This is a genomic window from Chryseobacterium sp. JJR-5R (assembly GCF_034047335.1).
In the GTDB taxonomy this organism is placed as follows: domain Bacteria; phylum Bacteroidota; class Bacteroidia; order Flavobacteriales; family Weeksellaceae; genus Chryseobacterium.
Genome location: NZ_CP139137.1, coordinates 779,248 through 800,641, shown reverse-complemented (window position 1 = coordinate 800,641; position 21,394 = coordinate 779,248). Strand labels below are relative to the sequence as shown.

The 21,394-nt window shown below is 42.1% G+C and carries 16 protein-coding genes and 9 tRNA genes; 10 read left to right on the top strand and 15 right to left on the bottom strand.

Going from position 1 to position 21,394, the window contains the following annotated elements; all coding sequences use genetic code 11:
- Positions 1–43: 43 nt before the first annotated feature.
- The 13 genes from SD427_RS03800 to SD427_RS03740 form a co-directional block, all read right to left on the bottom strand.
- Positions 44–117: transfer RNA gene (locus SD427_RS03800), tRNA-Leu, on the bottom strand.
- Positions 118–161: 44 nt separating this feature from the next.
- A tRNA-Glu gene (locus tag SD427_RS03795) sits at positions 162–234 on the bottom strand.
- 80 nt (positions 235–314) lie between these two features.
- A tRNA-OTHER gene (locus SD427_RS03790) sits at positions 315–449 on the bottom strand.
- Positions 450–986: 537 nt separating this feature from the next.
- Positions 987–1,059, bottom strand: a tRNA-Met gene (locus tag SD427_RS03785).
- 5 nt (positions 1,060–1,064) lie between these two features.
- Positions 1,065–1,137: transfer RNA gene (locus SD427_RS03780), tRNA-Glu, on the bottom strand.
- 193 nt (positions 1,138–1,330) lie between these two features.
- Positions 1,331–1,404, bottom strand: a tRNA-Arg gene (locus SD427_RS03775).
- An 883-nt stretch (positions 1,405–2,287) separates the two neighbouring features.
- Entirely contained in the window at positions 2,288–3,307 is a 1,020-nt protein-coding gene (locus SD427_RS03770; RefSeq protein ID WP_320559964.1) for a hypothetical protein, read from the bottom strand.
- Positions 3,300–5,006 (bottom strand): APC family permease, encoded by a 1,707-nt coding sequence (locus SD427_RS03765; RefSeq protein ID WP_320559963.1) that lies wholly within the window; start codon positions 5,004–5,006, stop codon positions 3,300–3,302. Before SD427_RS03765 ends, SD427_RS03770 begins: the two co-directional genes overlap by 8 nt.
- Positions 4,996–7,386 carry a hypothetical protein gene (locus SD427_RS03760; RefSeq protein ID WP_320559962.1) on the bottom strand — a complete coding sequence of 797 codons (2,391 nt, stop codon included), beginning with the start codon at positions 7,384–7,386 and terminating at the stop codon, positions 4,996–4,998. The genes SD427_RS03765 and SD427_RS03760 overlap by 11 nt, the downstream gene beginning before the upstream one ends.
- Positions 7,377–8,120 carry a hypothetical protein gene (locus SD427_RS03755; protein WP_320559961.1) on the bottom strand — a complete coding sequence of 248 codons (744 nt, stop codon included), beginning with the start codon at positions 8,118–8,120 and terminating at the stop codon, positions 7,377–7,379. The genes SD427_RS03760 and SD427_RS03755 overlap by 10 nt, the downstream gene beginning before the upstream one ends.
- Positions 8,093–9,226, bottom strand: a complete 1,134-nt coding sequence (locus SD427_RS03750; protein ID WP_320559960.1) for an AAA family ATPase — start codon at positions 9,224–9,226, stop codon at positions 8,093–8,095. The genes SD427_RS03755 and SD427_RS03750 overlap by 28 nt, the downstream gene beginning before the upstream one ends.
- A gap of 35 nt (positions 9,227–9,261) precedes the next feature.
- Positions 9,262–9,786 carry a DUF4919 domain-containing protein gene (locus SD427_RS03745; RefSeq protein ID WP_320559959.1) on the bottom strand — a complete coding sequence of 175 codons (525 nt, stop codon included), beginning with the start codon at positions 9,784–9,786 and terminating at the stop codon, positions 9,262–9,264.
- A gap of 15 nt (positions 9,787–9,801) precedes the next feature.
- The gene (locus SD427_RS03740; protein ID WP_320559958.1) at positions 9,802–10,431 is read right to left on the bottom strand and encodes a hypothetical protein; all 630 of its coding nucleotides are present in this window, start codon (positions 10,429–10,431) and stop codon (positions 9,802–9,804) included.
- A gap of 154 nt (positions 10,432–10,585) precedes the next feature.
- Here SD427_RS03740 and SD427_RS03735 point away from each other — a divergent pair, with 154 nt between their 5' ends.
- The 10 genes from SD427_RS03735 (at position 10,586) to SD427_RS03690 (ending at position 17,359) form a co-directional block, all read left to right on the top strand.
- A complete protein-coding gene (locus SD427_RS03735; RefSeq protein ID WP_320559957.1) occupies positions 10,586–11,296 on the top strand; it encodes a DUF434 domain-containing protein in 711 nt (236 codons plus the stop codon).
- Positions 11,297–11,298: 2 nt separating this feature from the next.
- Entirely contained in the window at positions 11,299–11,949 is a 651-nt protein-coding gene (locus SD427_RS03730; protein ID WP_320559956.1) for a hypothetical protein, read from the top strand.
- A 175-nt stretch (positions 11,950–12,124) separates the two neighbouring features.
- Positions 12,125–13,489: an SDR family oxidoreductase gene (locus SD427_RS03725; protein WP_320559955.1), complete on the top strand. Its 1,365-nt coding sequence runs from the start codon at positions 12,125–12,127 to the stop codon at positions 13,487–13,489.
- A 7-nt stretch (positions 13,490–13,496) separates the two neighbouring features.
- Positions 13,497–13,569, top strand: a tRNA-Asp gene (locus SD427_RS03720).
- Between the two features lie 8 nt (positions 13,570–13,577).
- Positions 13,578–13,649: transfer RNA gene (locus SD427_RS03715), tRNA-Gly, on the top strand.
- A gap of 182 nt (positions 13,650–13,831) precedes the next feature.
- Positions 13,832–14,260: a hypothetical protein gene (locus SD427_RS03710; protein WP_320559954.1), complete on the top strand. Its 429-nt coding sequence runs from the start codon at positions 13,832–13,834 to the stop codon at positions 14,258–14,260.
- Complete coding sequence (locus SD427_RS03705) at positions 14,247–16,166, top strand: hypothetical protein (RefSeq protein WP_320559953.1); 1,920 nt, start codon at positions 14,247–14,249, stop codon at positions 16,164–16,166. The genes SD427_RS03710 and SD427_RS03705 overlap by 14 nt, the downstream gene beginning before the upstream one ends.
- 5 nt (positions 16,167–16,171) lie before the next feature.
- Positions 16,172–16,240, top strand: a tRNA-OTHER gene (locus SD427_RS03700).
- 19 nt (positions 16,241–16,259) lie between these two features.
- Positions 16,260–16,577 carry a hypothetical protein gene (locus SD427_RS03695; RefSeq protein ID WP_320559952.1) on the top strand — a complete coding sequence of 106 codons (318 nt, stop codon included), beginning with the start codon at positions 16,260–16,262 and terminating at the stop codon, positions 16,575–16,577.
- Positions 16,574–17,359 carry a TatD family hydrolase gene (locus SD427_RS03690; protein WP_320559951.1) on the top strand — a complete coding sequence of 262 codons (786 nt, stop codon included), beginning with the start codon at positions 16,574–16,576 and terminating at the stop codon, positions 17,357–17,359. The genes SD427_RS03695 and SD427_RS03690 overlap by 4 nt, the downstream gene beginning before the upstream one ends.
- Positions 17,360–17,420: 61 nt before the next feature.
- Here SD427_RS03690 and deoD read toward each other — a convergent pair whose 3' ends face one another.
- Both deoD and SD427_RS03680 read right to left on the bottom strand, forming a co-directional pair.
- Positions 17,421–18,131, bottom strand: a complete 711-nt coding sequence (gene deoD, locus SD427_RS03685; RefSeq protein ID WP_320559950.1) for a purine-nucleoside phosphorylase — start codon at positions 18,129–18,131, stop codon at positions 17,421–17,423.
- Between the two features lie 106 nt (positions 18,132–18,237).
- Complete coding sequence (locus SD427_RS03680) at positions 18,238–21,249, bottom strand: VIT domain-containing protein (protein WP_320559949.1); 3,012 nt, start codon at positions 21,247–21,249, stop codon at positions 18,238–18,240.
- Positions 21,250–21,394 lie beyond the last annotated feature (145 nt).

The following is a 21,394-nucleotide window of genomic DNA, read 5'->3' as shown; positions in this document are numbered from 1 at the left end:
TTGGGGTTGTTACCCATTGCACATGCCCATTATTCATCTTCTGTACGGGAAAAGGGATTCGAACCCTTAATACCCTGATCCTAAATCAGGTGCGTCTGCCAGTTCCGCCATTCCCGCATGTTTTGAAACCTGTCTGATTTCTTTTACTTAATACTAAATTGTACTCTATAAGGGAATCGAACCCTTATTTTCTGCTCGAAAGGCAGGCGTCCTGAACCGTTAGACGAATAGAGCAATTGACCGACTGACCAGGAATCGAACCTGAACAACAAGAGTACATTTCCTGCATGCTGCCGTTACATTATCAGCGGTATTGGTGGAAGCAGCAGGATTCGAACCTGCTCATCAAGCAACAACAGTTTTTAATTCTGCATTTTCTGTTTTTTAAGGAATCGTTCAATCGTTCCTCATGTCAGACCGCTCCGGCTCTCCAGCTCCGGCGTGCTTCCTTTTTTACGGGTAATAAGCAATTGGTAATACATAATTTTACCAACCGGCTTTTAACCTGGTTTTTTAAAGAAAAACAAAGCCTGTCTTATTTTTTTGTTTGATATAAGAACTTCTGCGCCTGACAGGCTTTTACTTTTCTCCGGAACTCATCTTATATTACCTCATCTCATCTCATCTCATCTCATCTCATCTGAGTTACTTTGAGATGGTTATGGGGTTGTTCATAATCATTTTATTTTTTTATTTGAATTCACGAATGTTTCACATTTCAAACCCACTCAGCTTACGCAACGGTTTTGCAGACCGTCCCGACTCTTCCACTTCGGCGAACCATCATTTTACAGGCAATAAGTCATTGGTAATGAACACTTTTTAAACCAGTTTCCAATCTCTGAATTCTGTATTAATCAGCGTTAATCCACTATTCATTTTCAGAGTTAAGAAAAAGCCTGTCTGTATATGTGTTTTTATAAAGATCTTCTGCGCTCGACAGACTCTTTCCTTTTTCTCTTTTGAAACAATTAACTTAATTACTGTAATTTCGGAAGGATTCGAACCTTCAGCCTCCGGCTTATGAAACCGGTACTCTAACCATTGAGCTACGAAATCTTTTGTACTCCATAAGGGAATCGAACCCTTATTTACTGCTCGAAAGGCAGCCGTCCTAAACCATTAGACGAATGGAGCAGATGTTATGGAAAGCAGGGTCGTTCACCGTCTCTATATAACGTTTTCATGGTTCACGAATTCCTGGCATTCGGCCTTGCGACCTCCGCCTTCAGGGCAGGTAAACAACCACTGTTATCTTTCCAGTTTTGCAGATTCACTTCACTATTTTTTTCCGGGAGACAGCCGGATCCAAATTTTCCGTGAACCTTTGTAATTCTGAGAGGGATCGAACCTCTAACCTCCGGTTTAGAAAACCGGCACTCTATCCAATTGAGCTACAGAACTGTTTTTGTAATCCCGAAGGGCAGTTTATGAGTGTCAAAACTGAAGGAACATAAAAAAAGCGCCTCTTTTCGGGAGGCGCTTCATATTATTTGACGTATCAGTTCGTTAACTGACGCAATTATATAAGCACCTTTTGTCCACAAATTCACTGTTAAGAATACATGCATATCCCACTCCCATCGGCTCGAGTCCGTTTTGTTTTGAATATAAATCAGATATGTTATGTAATTGTTTCATTGTATTCCTGTTGTTAAAATGTTTTTTTGAATGATTAAAAACATGTTGCTTTTAATTTTCGGTTGCAAAGTAAGTATGATTTTTTTTAACCTGCAAATTTATTTTTCATTTAACTATTTGAAAATCAGAATAATAACAACCAAATTAAGAATAGGGAATTCCTGTCCGTACTATTGTACAGATGTCTTAATTACCTAAATGACTGTCTCTCATCGGGTTATCGATCACGCTTTATTTTCGTATTAATTGTTCATTGTTGATTAAATAATTTTCACTTTTCCGGTTATTTTTTTTCATTCTAAATAATTTCCGTCTTAAAAACACAAAAAACGCCCCGTTTACCGAGGCGTTTTTACTATATTCTGATAAAATCTTACAGGTTTATTGTAAATAATTTTCAAAGCAAGCACATTCCGCCTCATTGCATATCATCCATTCATATCCGAACAATCCCTTTAGTGAAGGGCTTCCGCATAGGTTTACATTGATATGTGCTCTTTGTATTGTCATAATTTTGTTAGGGCAAAGATAAATGTTTTTCTTAATATTTTATTGACTTGTCATTGCGGGTAGCAAAGTACCGAAGCAATTTTGACTGTAAAATAGGATTAAAGATTTCTTTATTTTTGGCTTACCGTAACAAACCTTAATTCCTGAACATCCTGTTTCTTCCCGTTTTATATCTTGAAATATCCTTTAAGATCATATCATCATCAGGATTGAAATGTTTCAGTTCATTGACGATTTCAGAACGGGTAGCTACTTTTCCGGCAATAATTTCATAGGCGATATCCCTTGTGGTTTTCTGAAGATCGGGACTTTTCCTGAATTCATACTTCATCGCTTCAAGATACGTGATTTTCTGGACTGAATTGGTTTTTTCATACAGGTGCCGGATTTCATGCCCGAGCTTTTCAACATCCGTGATATTGGCAAAGTAATTATTCAGACAGTTGAATGCATCCTTATTTTCTTCCCAGCCTTTTAACAGTATTTTCTGGGCCTCTTCCGGCTGTTCCATTTTTTTGCGGTAGATCAGTGATCCTTTTACCATCTGGCTGTTGTTCACATAATCATCGGCAACCAGCTGATAATAGGCATTGGCATTCTTCACATCCTTGATTTCCCTGTACAGGTCCCCCACTTTTTCTTTCTGCTCCAGTTCTTTATAGAGATCAATGGCTTTTCTATACTGTTTTGCTTTTTCATAGCATTGGGCTGCTTCAGATCTGTTTTTTAATTTTTTAAGATAAATCACGGCTGCTTCATTATAAAAGCCTCCTTCTTCCAGCGTTTTTGCAGCCCGGTAATGGTTCTGCAGAAGATTCATATACACCTTTGCTGCTTTTTTGTAGTCCTGTTCGGCGATATACTGCCGGGCAAGCTCCTCATATTTATTCCGGATCCTGTCGAAAAGTGAAGATTCTATATAAAAATTATCACCGCCGGACCTGCCTTTGCGGCCTGCCTCCTTTTCCTTTTCTTTATCCTCAAAGTTTTTAAGCACCATCATAATGATGACAGCCACAATCAGGAATATAACCAATTTCCCGATTACGCTCCAGAAACTCTCATGGAACAGCTGCGCAAGCATCCCGATTACTTTAAGAAAGACCAGAATAAAAAACGCGGCCAAAAATTTATCCGTAAACCTCTGCTTATTCATCCTTATCCGATTTTAAAATAGTTTTATCATCACTGAAGAGGCGGTACAGAAGCAGGACCACACAGATCACCAGCACCCAGACAAACCAGTTGTATCCGAACATTTCAATAAGAGGATAAAACAGATACACCAGCATGGCCGTTAAAATTAAAATCAGGATGGCCTTGGTTCTCCCGGGAACATTCCTGCCTCCGATATTCAGTGTTTTTCTTTTTACGAAATAGGAATACAGGCCTACAATCCCCGTCATCAGAACAATTAAAAAAATAATTTCCAGGATATCATGTTTTGTGCCGGAATCTTCCTTTTCAAATGTCCGGACTTTTCCAGCCTCGTCCGGCTTAAAGGGAGGATCCTGGTATTCTTTTGTTCCGTACAGTCTTCCCAGGGAATCTTCAATCAGTACCTGTCTCTTTTTCCAGATATGTTTTACAATGCCTTCATCAGCGGGTTTTCCTGAACTTACGCTGCTCAGGGAATCTGCAATTTTTTTCCTGTACTTTTCTTCATTCTGCACCAGGTATTTTACAATTTTTTTATGGTAAACTTTTTTGAGTGAATCTTCAGAATTTTTAATTTCCTGTGCCACCCTATCTATTTCCTCAGAAATCTTCTCAATAGGCCGGCCTCCGTTTTTCAGATATTCCTCGTAGCTGTTTTTGTGATCAGAATCCTTGTACCAGCTGGCTGCCCTCTGATGTTCATTCAGCAGATTCCGCCTTTCTGATCCGTACAGGGAGTCAATCTTCATGTCTATATCCGTAACGCCTGACTGATAGCCTACCACCGGTGACATCATATTTTTATCGATCTCTGAAATTTTGCCGGAGGACGCCGGGCCTGAAGACGCAGGAGATTCAATAATCTGATAGAGTGAAAACCACACCACGCCCACAATAATGAATATCGACCATAAAATCCAACCGTACTTTGCAGGATAAAAAAAACTGCCTCCGGAAGTATTTCCTGCAAATAATTTTCCTAACCCTATTTTTTCAAAAAATTTAAACTTCCCGAAGCCGCTGCCTCTTGACGTCCCCATTATATCAAGCGGAATCCCCAGCTCTACTGCCCGGTCAGGATATTTTTCAATGTATTTCAGGTATTTTTCAATTTCCTTTTTATTTCCTGCCATTACCTTTTTCAGGTCAAAAGGAAGATCTTTCATCCATTCTTCTTCAGTCTGCGGTTTCTGCAGGGCTTCCAGGACTTTTTCATCATCCATTTCCACCGTAAAGCGTTCAATATTCTGAGGGATCTTTACGCCGCTCAGCGGTTTCCGGACCTGGTTTCCGGTTTGTTCGGGAGACCGGATCAGCGAAAGCCAGTCGATTTTTTCGTCTAATCTTACCAGCCCGAAATCAGGATGCATAACAATGAATTCCGTTTCAACACTTTGCCATTCTTCCGGATTTACTTTCGGATAAAAATCCGTGTTTTCAGGAATAAAGAGCTTATTATCAACGCATTGAAAATAGGCATTTTTACCGATTTCATTCAAAGCCAGGTCCGGGAAAACCAGAAAACAGCCGTACAACACATTCGGTTCAAGGGACGGAATAGGAAACGACCTGACCTGACTTAACACTATTCCCAAGACTTCCATTTCATGAAGCCACGTCAACGGTGAAGACCCCTTGATCAAAAGCCCTTTTTTAGGATAGTTATTCTTCGGAAAGGGGTTGATTCTAAGTTCCATACTCCAGAATATGTTTAATGAAGGCATCCATATAATCAGAATACATATCGTCCATTTCCCTGACTTTCAGCTTTGTTTCCTTCGGCAGGTAGTATTCCGAACCTCCGAACTCTTTTTCGGTAGCCAGTGCCATATATCCGTAGTGGGTGGAAGGCAGGTAAAATGTCGGAATGTTTTTATTGCTGCTCATGAACGTCATCATACCGCGGGAATCCGTAATCACTTCGCTGCCATCGCCGAAAGTAAATTTATTTTTATGCCGGGCAGACCAAACCATGATATCCTCCGCGTTTTTAACAAATTTACAGACATTTTCATCCTGTTTCATTAAAGCCCATTTAGAAACGACCAGTTCATCTGCAGCGTTGATCCCGATTCCGGTAAAATTACTTAATATTTTAGTCCCCCTGTACCTCAACCGGTCTATTTCAATCCTGCTCTTTACGTCACTTTTAAAAATCTCCGCGTTATTTTTTACCTTTTCAATAGAGATATTCCCTTCCATACTGATCTTAAAAATAACAGGCGCATGCTCATGGTGCAGATAAAAATTTTTACTGAAATAAAGCAGGCTGTAATCCGGAGGCATATGATGCCCTGTCAGATTGAGCTCTGAATATTCTTTTGTATGTAAGTTCAGTTTGGATAGTAACTTTTTATCGGGTTGATATTGGGCGAGAATATAATTTCCGGACTTATTTTTGGCCAGCGCAAACTGTCCTCCGGGTTTTATGGAAATATTTTCCAAAACCACTTCACAGCCTCTCTGGATACTGGAGGTGTGATAAATATCCCGGTTGTAATAATTATCAGATAAATAGGTCTTTAACACCTGTTTTTTATTGCTTAAAATATAAAATTCCCCTTCGTACAGAAATGTCTTGATCCTGTCTTTCGGCGTTGGGAACAGCAATGGATAATTTTGCGGAACCAGGACTTTAATTCCGTTTCCGGAACCGGTATTTCCCTGTTTTTGTTTCGGAGGGTTTGCCCATAGTTCCTGCAGCGGAAGCACCATTTTCTGAACATGCTTCCTGGTACCTTTATGGTGCCTGTAAAAATTCAGATCGCCATACGGAGAAGTGGTAACCAGAAATTTCAGCCGGTCCCTGTTTTCGTGAATGACTTTCTGAAGCTTTTGATGGTCCAAATTTTCCTGGTTGGTGATAAAAAAAACTTCCAGTTCTTTTTCCGGATGCTCTTCGCCAAGAAACTTTTCCAATGCCCGGGAAACTTCCAAGACCGGACTTACCTGATTCAAATGCTCAATAACCTCATCCGTTGTATTTAAAGAAACAGGGATCGCATTCTCTCCCAAAACAAAAATCTTACATTCCGAATGTGCTTTCGGATGTTTAATAATGGCAATGGCTGATGCAAAAGCGAGTACTTTCGGGATTCCCCAGTTTTTCAGGGAGGTATCAATCAGGATAATCCGCTCAAAAATATTTTCTTCAGGCGGAACTTCTCTTTGGATATACAGTGCTTCCTGATTGGCCACCCGGTTCATGAAAACCTCATCTTCATTGGCAAATTCTGATAACAGCATCCTGTTGAGATCACCTTTATTGGTCATATCAGAAATCCCTCCGATCGGCTGTTCACCGGGGGAAAGGTGGCGCATCGGAATTTTCAGTCCGCTCCATATCCTTTTGATCAGGCTTCCGACCTGAAATGTTTTTGGATCTTCAGTAAGTTCCTGAATAAAATCTTTCCCGTTCTCAACAGTGGTTTCTTCCTGTACCACTTCGTCTTCCAATTGAGGAAGATCGACAACATCTTTCAGGGATCCGATGATGGATTCAGTCGTCGGAAACTTCCTGTATAGCAATGCCAGAACTTTAAAATCTTTAGCAACAACCGATCGGTTTAAAGTATTCTGAACGGCAGCTTCTGATATTTTATAGGGCTTTCTTTCAAATTTCTTAATAATCAGATCCGAAGCTTCGGCAGAAATTATATGATGACAATCTTTAAAAATAGATTTTAAAAGAATTATTTTATTTTGTCCCCTCTTCAAAGAATTTCCTACACGGTTTACATTCTCTAAAAAATTAATCGTAACACCTATATCATTCCTTATTTCTTCTCCTACAGGATTTTCCATCTGCTTTTTCAAATGATAGAAAAGGCCATCCATGTTAAGATATCCGTCCTGCAAAGCGTATAGAACCAGGAGCAGTGAGCCGAAAGGCGGAAATCCCTGGTCTTTCAGTTCTTTTAACACTTCGATTACATAAGGCCTGTAGGCAATCGCCCCGACATTCGGGATCGAAATAAGGTTGTTTTCATGATAGCCGGATGGGTCAGGAACATCTTCATCGGTAGTCCATTCCCAAAAATAGCTTTCATATGACTGGAAATATTCTTCTAACTCCATTCCTGTGATTTTTCGGTGAGACGGAATGAGCTTACGGACAATTTCCGGAAATCATTTTTATGAACAGATATATACGTTCCGTCCTCGTTCCAGACAAGCCATTGGCTCAACGCTTCATTGTATTTTTTCTGAAGCAGGACACTTACGTTTTTAAACTCAAAATCAAAGCCTGATGGCAGAAGATGACCGTCCTTCGTCCAGTACGTTCTTCCCGGAAAACTCAGTAACGGGGTTCCTAAAAACAGTGCTTTGCTGTTAATGACCGTCCAGTCCATTCTTTCAAGTTTAAATTTAGGAAGGGTAATCATCAGGTCTTTAATTTCAGCCACAGAAGATAATAAAGCAACTGCAGGCTGCACTTCTTCGGTGGGTTTCAGCCTGACCGTAATTTTTTCATCAATCCCGAAAAAATTGTTGTTGGAAATAGGAAAAGTCAGCCGTAATGCCTGATCAATGGGCATCCATAGTAATGCAGTCCGGACTTTTTTACTGGGGACGAGTGCATTTTTCCGAAATAAAAGCCCTTCCCTTAATTCATACATCAAACAGTTGGGCAGCTGCTGAATTTCCGGTGAAACCGCCTGTTCACCGGTAAAACCTTTCATCCAGATTACTTCTTCTTCCCTTGCAATCTGAATATTCTTCCAGTCACGAACCGAACCGAGGACATCTTCATCGGCACGCGGAAGCTCTGCCCAGAATTCTTTTATATGCTCTGAAGGATCTTTTGCCATAGACGTTCAATTTCCTGTTGAATATATTGTTTCTGCTCAGGGTTCCTGATCCAGTCGCAGCGGGTCTGGAGGTATCTTAATTTATCTTTGATTACATTCTGTTCTTCAAAACTCAATGTTTCGCCTTCCCATTTTCCGACCAGGATTTTTACGTCTTTCATAATCTCTTCCGGGTTCGGTGCTTTATTCTGCAGTGCCTGCGGATGGGATCCCGGGCTATCGTCTTTTTCAATGGTCCGGTTGATGATCCCTTCCAGGATTTCAATCTGTTCCTGGGTATCCCAGATATGTTTCAGCACCCAGAGGTCGGATAAAACAGCTTCGGTTCTTCCGCAGATCAGGGCACTTGCCGCAATCAGGTTCTGCAGCTTCACGGCCCTTCGGTCAGAAATGGCAATCCCTGTATTCCTGAGGCTGATGATGGTATTGAGGTAGACTTCATACACCGGTTTCAGATCAACGCTTTTACAGAAACCCTGAAGTTCCCTTATTTCGTCCGAAAAGATTTCAGGCATATCCGTTTCCGTCTGGTTTTCCAGTTTTCTTCCTGCCAGAAGCACCTGCTGGAGAAGCTCGGGATGCACATAATCCACGTTGATCCGGATCAGGAAACGGTCAAACAGGGCATTCAATGCTTCATCCTCAGGAAGTATGTTGCTCGCTCCCACAAACATCAGGGCCGGTAGGTGCCGTGTTTCTTTTCCTCTTTTAAAGACCTTCTCATTCAAAGCCATCAGGAGTGAGTTCAGAATGGCAGAATTGGCATTGAAAATCTCATCCAGGAAAACCATGGAGGCTTCCGGCATCATGCCTTCGGTATTGGTCAGCAGCTCCCCTTCTTTCAGTTTCCTGATATCGAAAGGCCCGAAAATTTCGTTCGGTTCCGTGAAGCGGGTCAGCAGGTATTCAAAGTTTTTCCCGTCTTTAACGGTTTTTGCCAGCGTTCTTACAATGGCAGACTTTGCCGTTCCGGGAGGCCCGTATAAAAAGGCATTTTCCCTGGCCAGCAAACAAATTCCCAAAAGGTCTACCACATCATTCTTTCCGACAAAAGTGTCTTTGACGTAAGTAAGGACTTTGTTTAATTTTTCAATATTCTGAGTCATTGATTAAATTTTAAAATTTTCACCTCTCCCCTCTTTTATTCTTCATTTCTTTTTTCAGAAAATGCAATTTTCCGGTAAGGTGTCGTGATATCGAAATACAATTCAGATCCATCTTCTAACGTTAAAACATCCATATACTTACCTTCACTCTGAATTAATTTTTGCCGGATATGCTTTTTTCTCAAATGAAACTGTAAAAAATCAGTTTCGTCAGAAACCCTGGTTACAATATATGGATTCTGCATGGTTCCGTCTCCTGTCTTCTCAATACAATTTAAAATATGATAGCAGATAAACATAATACTTTCTGCCGCTTTTGCATTTCCGGTTTCTTTTAAAGAAAGATATTTTATAAAATGTGCTTTGGGACTTAGCAGTACATTAACCGTAACATAATAATTCAGTTTTTCGTATGCTTTATTCTCTAACAGTTTTTCCATAATGGTCAAATCCTCAGAATAAGGATCATAATCCGGACTGTTGATCACCAATTCCCTGGATTTCAGAAAATTTTCTTTAGTAGGATTTTTTACAAAATCAAATACGGTTTCCTGGCTCATTCTTCTGTGTGTTACTTATTTTAATTCTTTCCAGAACTCATCTTTATGCAGCCCGAATTCCGCCATCAGCAGATGATTGATGTATGGGATTTCTGCCAGCCTGTAGTCTTTTTTGTCTACAATCCTTTCAAGGTATAATTTCCGGTAGGTTGCATTGCTTAATTCTTCTTGCCAGTTTATTTTTCCCAGGTTCAAGTCATATCCGATCGCAGAATAATGAAAATTTACCAGAATATTTTCCAGCATTCCCACCAATGGATCTTCAGGGTCGGCATCGTGCAGGACTGCTATTATCTGCGGCAAAAACCTTAATGACAAATCTGCCGACAGGATTGAAGAAACATTTCTTTCCCCTGCGAAACCAGGAATTAACTTCCCGAGGCTGCCGGACGTATCTTTTCTCACCAGGTACAGCTGTGCACTGTGATACAGCACCTTTGCTGCCCAGACTGCGGATTCTTTATGGAAACTGACCTGATCCGACAGGAATTCCAGCCGTTCGTTTTCAAACTCAGAGGCAAAATAATCTGCGGCATCTGCCTCTTCCTTTGCAGAGATTTCCTGAAGGTCTGTATAGATGGCCATGCTTCCTTCCTTGCGGAGCAGAAACAACGTATCTAAAAACGGGGATCGGTTTTCCAACATACAACAAAAATAAAATTATTTCCCCGGTAATAAAATTTTATTTAATGATAAGCCATTAATATTTCAGGCTGTTTTTCTAACGAAAAAAACTTATCTTCCCTCTTTTGCCTGTTGAAGCCACCGGTTATTTTAAAAAATACATTTACATTTGGGCATGCAAAAAAACCGCGGAAAAAACACGGATGACGACCTGCTTTTCGGTTCAGAAAAGCAGACCGGAAAACTGAAAATGGCAGTTCAGGATATGCACTACCTGTTAAGCAGAGGCTATGCTGAAAGGGCTTCTTCGGAACTGACCGGAAACCGCTACCGCCTTAAAGCCCGCCAGATTCAGGCCGTCCGTGCTGCTTCTGCCTCAGAAATCCAGATCCGGAACAGGGCAGACAAAGCACTTCAGATTTCCGCATTACAGGATGCAACGGTACATCTGGACGGCTTTAATATCATCATCCTCCTGGAAAGCCTGCTTTCCGGAGCTTATATTTTCCGGGGTGCGGACGGCTGTTTACGGGATCTTTCCGGCGTTCACGGGACCTACAGAAAAGTGAACCAGACTTTAAAATCAATCGAACTTGTTGCGGCATTTTTTCAAAAGTCCGGAGCCCGGAAATTAATCTGGATTTTTGACAAACCTGTTTCCAACAGCGGCAGGATCAGACAGATGGTCCTGGATTTTTCTTTTGAAAATCATCTGAACTGGGAAACTGAACTGGAATTTAATCCGGACAGATTCCTTGCTGAACACGCAGAAATTGCCGTCTCTTCAGATGGCTGGATTCTGGACCATTGCCGGAACTGGTTTAACCTTGCCGGATACTTGATGGAAGAAGAAAAGCTTCCCGTTAACTTGGTGAAAATGGTTTAATCATGGATTCACTAAAGAAATATATTCCGTTGTTTTCAGAAACCTGGAAAGAAAAATACCAGGCTGTTTTAGCTGAGGAGCATCTGGAAAATTCAGATAACAACATCCGGAAATTTAAAACCGGAACCTTAGAATGGGACCTGCCTTTCTTTCATGAAGAAATAAAACCCGACCGTGCGGGAAGTTTCCGCATTTTTATTAATATTCTTGAAAGCCGGAATACGGATGAACATAAGGCACAGCAGATGGAGAAAATCCCTTTTGAGCATTGGCTGAATATCCTGGGACAGCGGCTTACCTCAGCCAGCATCCGGAATGAAAATGCCGTTCCGCCACTGCGGACTGTGCTGATTGAAGCGTGTGAAAAACCTTTTAACCAAGAAGTGACCATGGCACAGCGGGCCTGGGAAAAACATGCCGGCAGAACGGATGACCGGTTCTGGGGAGACATAAAAGGAAACAACCGGCAAAAGCAGCAGAGCGTGATGGAGAAAATTCATTTTATTTTAGACCACACCACATGGTGGAACGTCTTTTTTCATTATAAGCACGGATTGGTTTTCGAAATCAGGGAAGAAGGCGGGCACGGGATCCGTTGGAGCCACGGCGGAGAACAGCTGATCGGATTTCTGGAAGTTTTTATTAACGATTAATGATCCGGATCATCGCAGAAAAAGTATTTAACCTGGTCTGTCGGCGTATTAATCTGACTTATTTTTTTAAAAACATCACAAGAGCTATAAATTCAGGCTTTCATAACATTTTTCACAGGTACGTAAAAACATTGCGCACTGCACAGATAATTTTGCCATTGTAAAATAAAAAGCAATGGATTTTTTTCATCAACACTTTACGCAAAATGAATGGGAATCATGTCTCAAGGTTTTAAATGCCCTGAAAGATGAGCCGTTCACCAATCCTGACAACCTTGTTTTTTCTGGGCTGATCACCAAGATCCATAAAAACGCCAGAAAGCAGAACCGCCAGGAAGGCTACTGGCAAATGAAATCACACGACCTTGAAGTCAGTGCTGAATCATTTCTGATGAAGAAAGCCCTTGCAGGAGTTTCTATTTTTTATGACGATCATAAAGACGAAACCCAGCTTACCCGGCTGCAGATTCCAAAGAACTGCTACTGCTGTAACCAAAGCTACAGGCATGCCCATTCTTTCTATACCAGGATGTGCCCGACATGTGCTGGAGAAAATTATGAAAGGCGTTTTTTATCGGCAGATCTTTCGGGACGGAACGTGGTCCTGACGGGAGGGCGTGTAAAGGTTGGACTGGCAACAGCCCTGAAACTGCTGAGAAGCAATGCCAACCTGGTTTTAACGACCCGGTTTCCGGCCCTGGCTCTCGAAACACTGCAGCAGGAAGCCGATTATAACAAGTGGAAAGACAGGCTCTGGATCTATGGTTTGGACCTCAGGAATTTAAAGGCAGTTCAGGAATTCACAGATTTTTATGCCTCAAATTTCGATACGCTGGACATCCTGATCAATAATGCGGCACAAACCATTAAATATCCGGACGAATATTACCTTTCTGTCATCAGGCGTGAAAATGAAATGCTGGCGGAATATAAAAACCATAAAAAACTGTTTCCGAATGCCACGGCCGTTTCAACCGAAATCGGAAAACTGGAATATGCCCGGAATGAAGAGACCGATATTGCACTTACCCGTTTCGGACAGCCTGTAGACCACCGGGATAAAACGAGCTGGAATTCTACAATGGAAGAGATTTCCCTGTATGAGCTGGTGGAGGTAAACCTGATTAATCATATCGCGCCTTATTTCCTGATCAAGGAACTAAAGCCACTGATGAAAAACTCATCTTTTAAAGAAAAATTCATTATCAATATTACTTCTTCGGAAGGAATTTTCAGTTACGAGAACAAAACGGCTTTCCATCCGCATACCAATATGACCAAGGCCGCCCTGAATATGATGACGCTTACTTCGGCAAAAGAATTTGAAAAAGACCGTATCTACATGAGTGCCGTAGACGTTGGATGGATTTCCACGGGAGCCACGGAAAGCTTAAGAAGAAAACAGTTTGAGCAGGGATATATCCCGCCGCTGGATTCTGTAGACGGTGCAGCAAGAATCCTGCATCCGGTTGCGGAAGGGATTAAAGGGAATTATTTCAGCGGTGTTTTACTGAAAAATTATAAAGTTCATACCTGGTAAAAACAGAGAAGCGTTAGTTCAGCAGGAAGAATGCCGCCCTGTCACGGCGGAGGCCGCAGGTTCGAGTCCTGCACGCTTCCCAAAAACTGAAACGGTAGCTCAATGGAAGAGCACTGACCTGCCAAGTCAGGGGCTGCGGGTTCGAGTCCCGTACGTTTCTAAGGAGTACATCGTTCTGAACGGAAGGACACTGATCTTACTGATCAGAGATGCAGGTTCGATTCCTGCTGTACTCCCAGATAAAAGCACAAGTTGTAGTTTAATCCGGAAAAATATGTCCTTACCGGACAGGTTGCCGGTTCAATCCCGGCCTTTTTGTGCTTTATTAAAAAACAGAATATCATGCTTAAGAAATTATTGATTTTTTTCAGAATTATTGAAGAAGTCCGGACGCCTGTTCCGGTGCAGCGGAAAGAATGGCCCGTGGCTGAAAAAAAATTTCAGGTGGCAGCTCAGAAAAAACCGGAAATTATACCGCCGGTTCAGAGAAGGGCTGTGAGAAATAAAAACAGGATCAAAAATATTGATGACCATACCGAAAATTATAAAGAGTACTGCCTGGAAAAGACCGGGAACCAGCACATCCTGAAAGCCCGGAATTATAAAATATCCGGAAAAAATGACCGTACGGAAGTATTTTATATTCCTGAAGATGCTTTTATCATCCATCATGAACATGACATCCTCTGTATAGAGAAAGGATATTTTGTAAAGTATATCCAGCAGGAATATAACCCGATAACCCAACTCAACGAAAATGCCTACGACTAAAGCGATAAAAAACCGTAAAATCTTTTCCGATAAAGAGGCTCAGGAAATCAATGCAGATGAATATTCATCCTTAGAAATCTATGCGAAGGACATGGTTTTTGATTTCACGGAAGTCAACGGTAACCTGCTGCTGCGCGGTGAAGGCTGCCGTTTTCCGAACCTTGTCAAAGTAAAGGGAAACCTGTCTGTGGATGCACCGGGCTGTTCATTTCCCGTGCTTAAAACGGTAGAGGGAAATTTTACGCTGCATTGCCCTGCAGTACTGGACCGGCTGGAGAAAGTAAAAGGGAATATCAAATGTATTATCGATTTCGCCTTCCCGCATTTAATGACTGTCGGAGGAAGTATCAACCTTAAAAATTCGGCTGTTTATGCAAGGGGTAAGAAATTAAAAAAGGGAAGAATCGTTATTCCTGTTAATCATCAGTATGAAATTGATATTCTGCCTGAAGACGGTATTTTCAATATTGATATTTTTGGCAATGACCTGGTTTTTCCTCATCGTGAAATTCTCGGAGCGGTTACTATTTTCGGTAAGCATATTTCTTTTCCGAATCTGGAATTCATTCATGGCGCACTTGTCATGGAAAACCGTGAGAAATCAGCGCATGAATTCACCCATTATTTCCCTGTGCTAAAAAAAATTATGGGAAACCTCAGGTTTGAAAATACGAAAGCATCTTTTCCGCAGCTTCAGGAAACCACCGGAAAAGTTCATTTTGAAAACGGCTCCTATATCAATTTCCCGGTACTGGAAAAAACCGGAACCATTATGATCAACCGCAACAGTGCTGCTGCTTTTCCTATGCTTAATGAAATTCACGGCAACCTTCAGAACCACGGTTCGGAAACCTGTTACCTAGAAATGCTTGAGAAAATAACCGGAAATTTCAATACGGATCAGGTAATTGCAAAAAATCTGGTTGAAGCGGGAACGCTTATCATGCATAAATACTGTGAATTTGACCATCTGAAAAGAATTAACCAGAGGCTTATGTTTAACGGCACCGTAAATTTCAGATCACTGGAGTACATCAATTATCTTACATCAGACCGGCAGAAAGGATCAGAATTCCCGTCACTGAAAGAAGTAAACCATTATCTATATGATGAAAATGAGGATTATGAAGGTCTTGCTAACAAGATTTATTTTAAGGTGAGAGACCGTGTTTATATCACAAAAGACGAATGTATCATTTCAGGGTCATCATTAGAATATAATGTCCCGGGGTATTATATCCATTCGCTGCAGAAGCTGGTTTCCATTCTTAAACTGAGGCACAGCAGCTTTCAGCATTTTGTCACCCGGGAGTATGAACGGGAATGGACGAATTACAGCTCATCTCATTTCCTGAAAATTTTAAATAAAATTGAAAAACTCTGGGATAGAACGGAGCCGATAAAGCCTGAAGCGTTTTTTGATTCTTATGACCGTGAATTCAGGCTTTTCTGTTTCAGATATGTGGGCGTAGGAACTTTAATGAAAAAGTTCGGGGCCGTAAAAATAAATGAAGCGCAAATTCCGGTAAATTATTTTCAGTATGACAGGAACGGAAATGAATCTTCCGTAAAAAAGATAAACCACTATGAAGTATATGCCGTTGAAAACAGTAAACTCGGCCTGTATTCCTGGAGAAGAGATAAACATTCGTACGCCGTGAAATGCCGGTGCGCGTCCACGGGAAATGAACACTGGCTCTGGATAGAACCCCAGTATAAAGACAATGCTTTAACGGCTGTTGCATCAACCTTCAGAATTCATGAAAATATTATTCCGCATATCAGATGCCTGAAAAGGCAGGGAGACCTGCTCATCTGTGAATTAAAAAAAGAGGTGAGTCCTGAAGGGAACATAAGGCCGTTAACCGCTACGGAATATTTCAGCCTTCTGGAAGCTGAAACCTAATAAAAGAAACAGTAGTTTAACGGAAAAACATTCCACGCACAGGAAAGTTGCAGGTTCGAATCCTGCCTGTTTCTTTTTTAAATTTATGTTATTATGAAAAACGTATATAATAAAGGGACTTTCAGAAGTTATGAATGGGGGAAGATCCCACCCTATCTGAAAAAATACGGCAATAAGAAATGGAGAAGAACGGAAAAGTCTGAAATAGAAGACCAGCTCCGTGAAACCGTCAGGTTTTTTAAGCAGAGGAAAAAAAGACGGAAATTGATCCGGGCTAAAATCACAACACAAATTAACGGAAGAACAGATTCCGGCTACAGAAGTTTTTATTCTGAAAAATCATTTAAAAGCGCTGTAAACCGTGCGCATGTAACAAGATATTTTTTAATTAACAAAACATCAAAAAAATGAATACACTGATTAATATCGGCATCAATTTAACCCATAAACAGTTTCACAACGAACATGAAGAAATAATCAACCGTGCCCTGGATCACGGTGTGGAACAGATGATCCTTACCGGCACAAGCGTACGCGGAAGCAGGGAATCTGCAGGGATTGCAGAAGACTATCCTGAAATTTTATATTCCACGGCAGGCATCCACCCTCATGACGCGAAGTCTTTTACCCAACAGGGCATTCAGGAGCTCAGAACCTTGCTGGAACAGAACCATGTGGTTTCCGTAGGGGAATGCGGACTGGATTTTGACCGGGATTTTTCGCCAAGGCCCGTTCAGGAAACGTGCTACCGTGCCCAGCTTGAACTGTCCATTGAAGTCAACAAACCGCTTTTCCTGCATGAAAGATCTGCTTTCAGGAGGTTTAACGATATCACGGACGATTACCGTTCCAAAATGCCGGAAGCGGTGGTCCACTGCTTTACCGGAACGCTGAATGAAGCGAAAATCTATCTGGATAAAGGTTTTTACCTAGGATTCACGGGAGCGATAAGCGATCAGAACCGGTTCGGCCATCTGGAAGAAGTGATCCGTTATGTCCCGCTTGACCGTATGATGGTTGAGACCGATGCACCGTTTATGCTGCCGAAAAATATGCCGCGGATGCAGCACCGCAGAAATGAACCTGCATTTCTGCCCTATGTGGCACAGACCATTGCCCATATAAAGAAAATCAGCCTTTCTGAAGTGGCTCATGAAACCACAGAGACAGCCCGGAAATTTTTCAGGATATAGAAAAAGAGCTCAGCAATCTGCCAAGCTCTTTTGCATGTCAAAATGTATATAAATACGCTGTTTACAATCCTTTAATCGCCGATTCCAGCGCAAGTTCCATCATAGGCTTCAGGGCCCTTTCCCTTTCGCCGGCGGAAATTTTCTCGTGGGTCGGGATAATATCCGTTACGGTAAGGATGGTGGCTGCATTTTTCCCTAAATGCTGCGCATTGGCAAATAACCCGAACGCTTCCATTTCCACGGCCGGACAGTTGTATTTCTCAGCAATGGCAGGAACAGCCGGGTCTTTCCGGTAGAAAATATCACTGCTGTGGACATTGATGGATTTTGCCTGTAATGCAAGTTCGCCGGCAGTCCGGTTCAGGGTATCAAAGATCGTTCCCTGGTGGGACAGGATTTCCTCTTCAATTCCCCAGGCATATTTTGCATAGGTACTTTCACTGGCTGCTTTTTCCACATTCAGGATATCAAACAGCTTAAGATCGGTACTGTATACCCCGCAGGTCCCGATCCGTATAATGGTATCGACTTCATATTCGGTAAACAGCTCGAAAGAATAAATCCCGATGCTCGGGAAGCCCATTCCGCTTGCCCCTACGGTAATTTCTTTCCCTTTATAAAAGCCGGTATAATAAAAAATCCCTCTTGTCTTGCTGACCAATTCGGCATTTTCAAGATATTTTTCGGCAATGAACTGCGCGCGGAGCGGATCTCCCGGCTGCAGCACAACTTTGGCAATCTCTCCCTTGCCGGCACTGATGTGAATACTCATATTGTTATTTTTTTCAATAGGGCAAAGATAGAGAAAATGCTTTATCCTTCTAAAACAAGCCCTGTCTGAAAGACTGAGGAAGATTTTACTGACTTTTCATTAAATATTAAAATTCAAACTCACCGATCAGGATGCCGCCATCATTTCTTTTTTCATCTGTTTTCTGATTCTGGAACACCACTATTTTTCTTTCCTGTTTTCCTGTGGCATAATTGATATAGACTTCCGCCATTATGGCGGTCGGCCCTGCTATGCCTGTCTGACGTTCGCCGAAGAAATTGGTCTGGATTTTATATTTTCCTTTAACTGCCTTTTTCAGCAGGAACTGTTCAGGCCCGAAGCCTCTGGTAAAATCATTGCTCAGCCTGCCGCCGATTTCCGTTTCCTTGTGGGAGTAATAGCAGCGTTCATCGTTGGGATCCGTTACCCAAAGGTCAATATCTGTATCGTCTTTGTTCCAGCTGATCACTACCCTGACGTTGACCGGAAGGTCTGCTATGATTTTCGGATTGATATTTTTAAGGTCGAGCTGATCTCCGTACGTGCTGATCAGCCTGTTGATTTCCATGATAACCGTTTCTTCAATTCCTTGGTCGCGGTCGGCCAGTTCTTTTGTATAGGATTGGTTGAGGATCTTATACAGGTTATCCAAAGCCTGCTGATGGTTTCCGTTGTCTTCCAGGGCCAGGGCATAATCCCGGTAACTCTGCGGATCGAATGGCCTCCATTCCAGGATCTTTTGGGTTGCCAACAATTCCTTGTCATAGGCTTCAGCCTGTTTCAGCCTGTATGCCAGCAGTTTATACAGCTCCTCGTTTTCAAGGTCAAGATCAGCAACCGAACTCAATACCTTTAATCCTGCTTTTCTGTCATTATTCTTAAACAGCAGCTGGGAAACATCAAAATAATACTGCGGCAGGCTCTCATATGCTTTTCTGTTTTTAAGATACAGTTCATAGATCATTTCCGGATTTCTGATCCCGCTGAATACCTTCATATATTCTTCGCCTGACGGTATATCCGCCATACTGATCCTGCCTGAATTAATCACCTCCGGGAATTTATCCTGTTCAGACCTTGTGCTGATTGTTATTCCTATCGCTCTTCCCTGCAACGCTTCAGTTACATTACCAGAAGCAAGAGAAGACATTCCTCTTGTACTGATCTGCGGCTGTTCCCTAACCGTCCCGGAAGTCGTCACAACAGTGGATGCTGAAGTAACCGATTTTTCACTTCTTCTTATCCCTAAGGCACCTGTGACCACCACTTCCTCAATTCTTACGTTTCTTCCGTTTATCGAATCTGTATATCCTGCATTACGGTCAGGCTTAGGATATCGCCCGGGCTTTTGACGGTAATCTTGTTTCCACCATGCTTTCAGGTTTTCCGTGATGGCTTCGGCGGCGGCCATCAGGCTATTCACCCTTTCTTCTTTTGCGGCACGCCTGTTCTTTACCATCTGATCGAATGATGCTTTCAGCTCTGCAGGCGGGGCAATATCATACCGTACATAGTCTTCCACATTTTCCAGCACCATCAGGCTCATGGAATTACTGACGAGGCCAAACTGCCGGCTGATGTTTTTAATTTCGTCTTTGTTCTGGTTTTCAAAAATCTCCAGTTCGTTCAGTTTCTTCTGGGCCCAGAATTTTGAAATTTCCCAGTCTTTTACGGATTGTACGGCAGCATCCAGCATTACGGTTTTCACCTCTGTCACTTCATTGCCATAGCCGAACTTCAGCTTAACCGAAGCCTGGGTTCCTTTTAACATACCGGTCAGAACAAAATCCTGCGAAATGGTCTGTTTCAGCGAAGGATATACTTCGTCAACGGACGGACTGCTTTCAATGCCTAAAAACTTCAGCGGCTGGAACAGTAATTTCCTTACTTCCTTTTCAGGATCATTTTCATTGAGGTTCAGGAATTCACCGCCTGTTTTATTGCTGATGAATTTCAACCGGTTAAAATTCGCAGTATTGGATGATGAAATGGTATACACCGGCTGCTTCCAGTCCAGTTTCAGGTCTCCGAAAGAAGCCAGCCCGTCCGTAAAAAACAGGACTTCATCTCCTTTTACCGGCTGCAGCACTCCGAAATCAGTCCCGCCGTCATACGTTACCTGTAACAAATATGATTTTAAACGGCTCCAGTCCCCGTTCCTGATGGCAAAACTTTTCCCTTCGTCAAACGTATTGCTGATGAAATAAATTTTTACTTCCAGGTTTTTATGTTTCTGAAAATAGGCTTCCAGCAAAGCGAGTTCTTTGGCATGGTCACGTTTGATTCCGCTTAATGAATGATCCCATACGATGGCCAGTTCCTGCGGAAGTTTTTTTGCACGTTCATTGGGGCTGATGTTCAGGTTGGCCAGGAAATAGGATGCATTGCCGGAAGCTTTCTGCATAAGGATATTCTGGCTGTCGCTGCCCCGGGGAATGTTGATCCTCAGATTATGCCCTGGTACATAGTTGGTTTTACGGGTCTCTGCGGTCCAGGCATTGCCGTTTTTCACAAAATCAAAGCTGCCGTCAGGTTTTTCTTCCAGCTGAGGGGCAGCGGCATTCTGAAAAACAGTGGTTTTGATATGGAATTCCGGAATTTCAGATGAATAATTCAGGGGCAGAAAGTACCGGTAGCCGTTTTCTGATCTTTTCAGTTCATCATTGTAGGTAATCTGAATCGTCCTTTCGCCTCCGTTGGCAGCAATCGGGTAAATAGTCGTCCGGAAGTTATTGCCTTCCACTTTTTCCAGGACACCCGGGTCAACATTCCTTTTCCTGATGGTTTCATACACTTCTTTGGCCTTTTCTTTTTCTACCGGAACGGCACTGCGCAGCTTCCCGTTGATATCCAGAGCATATCCGCCGGCATTAACCCCTTCCGGAAGCGGAAACGTCAGACGCCCTTCTCTTAACCGATTGGAATTGTTTTTAAAGACCATCGTCACAACATGCGTAGAGAGGCTGCCTGTAATTTTGGTTTCGATCATCAATTTCTGAAGGACAACCCGGTTATTTTTTACGTACCCGCCTTTTCCGTCCGCCGTTTCGATCACCGGGATTTGTGCCATGCAGAACAAAGGAAAAAACAACAGGAATTTTATATATACCGTTTTCATAAAATCTTTTTTGATTTAAGAATAGTTTCTATAGATAAAGATGCGGAAACCCGGGAAAGGGTTGGGACGGACCGTAAAATAACTGCTATCTAAGAATTACGATCACTGAACTTTCATAAAAGATACAGGGCCGAATGAGTTATAT

Excerpts from the sequence above, each read along its gene's own strand:
- SD427_RS03695 (WP_320559952.1), top strand. The coding sequence starts at position 16,260 with ATGAAAAACGTATATAATAAAGGGACTTTCAGAAGTTATGAATGGGGG.
- SD427_RS03740 (WP_320559958.1), bottom strand. The coding sequence starts at position 10,431 with ATGTTGGAAAACCGATCCCCGTTTTTAGATACGTTGTTTCTGCTCCGC.
- SD427_RS03680 (WP_320559949.1), bottom strand. The coding sequence starts at position 21,249 with ATGAAAACGGTATATATAAAATTCCTGTTGTTTTTTCCTTTGTTCTGC.
- SD427_RS03765 (WP_320559963.1), bottom strand. The coding sequence starts at position 5,006 with ATGGAACTTAGAATCAACCCCTTTCCGAAGAATAACTATCCTAAAAAA.
- deoD (WP_320559950.1), bottom strand. The coding sequence starts at position 18,131 with ATGAGTATTCACATCAGTGCCGGCAAGGGAGAGATTGCCAAAGTTGTG.
- SD427_RS03745 (WP_320559959.1), bottom strand. The coding sequence starts at position 9,786 with ATGAGCCAGGAAACCGTATTTGATTTTGTAAAAAATCCTACTAAAGAA.
- SD427_RS03710 (WP_320559954.1), top strand. The coding sequence starts at position 13,832 with ATGCTTAAGAAATTATTGATTTTTTTCAGAATTATTGAAGAAGTCCGG.
- SD427_RS03705 (WP_320559953.1), top strand. The coding sequence starts at position 14,247 with ATGCCTACGACTAAAGCGATAAAAAACCGTAAAATCTTTTCCGATAAA.
- SD427_RS03730 (WP_320559956.1), top strand. The coding sequence starts at position 11,299 with ATGGATTCACTAAAGAAATATATTCCGTTGTTTTCAGAAACCTGGAAA.
- SD427_RS03755 (WP_320559961.1), bottom strand. The coding sequence starts at position 8,120 with ATGGCAAAAGATCCTTCAGAGCATATAAAAGAATTCTGGGCAGAGCTT.
- SD427_RS03690 (WP_320559951.1), top strand. The coding sequence starts at position 16,574 with ATGAATACACTGATTAATATCGGCATCAATTTAACCCATAAACAGTTT.
- SD427_RS03750 (WP_320559960.1), bottom strand. The coding sequence starts at position 9,226 with ATGACTCAGAATATTGAAAAATTAAACAAAGTCCTTACTTACGTCAAA.
- SD427_RS03770 (WP_320559964.1), bottom strand. The coding sequence starts at position 3,307 with ATGAATAAGCAGAGGTTTACGGATAAATTTTTGGCCGCGTTTTTTATT.
- SD427_RS03760 (WP_320559962.1), bottom strand. The coding sequence starts at position 7,386 with ATGGAGTTAGAAGAATATTTCCAGTCATATGAAAGCTATTTTTGGGAA.
- SD427_RS03735 (WP_320559957.1), top strand. The coding sequence starts at position 10,586 with ATGCAAAAAAACCGCGGAAAAAACACGGATGACGACCTGCTTTTCGGT.
- SD427_RS03725 (WP_320559955.1), top strand. The coding sequence starts at position 12,125 with ATGGATTTTTTTCATCAACACTTTACGCAAAATGAATGGGAATCATGT.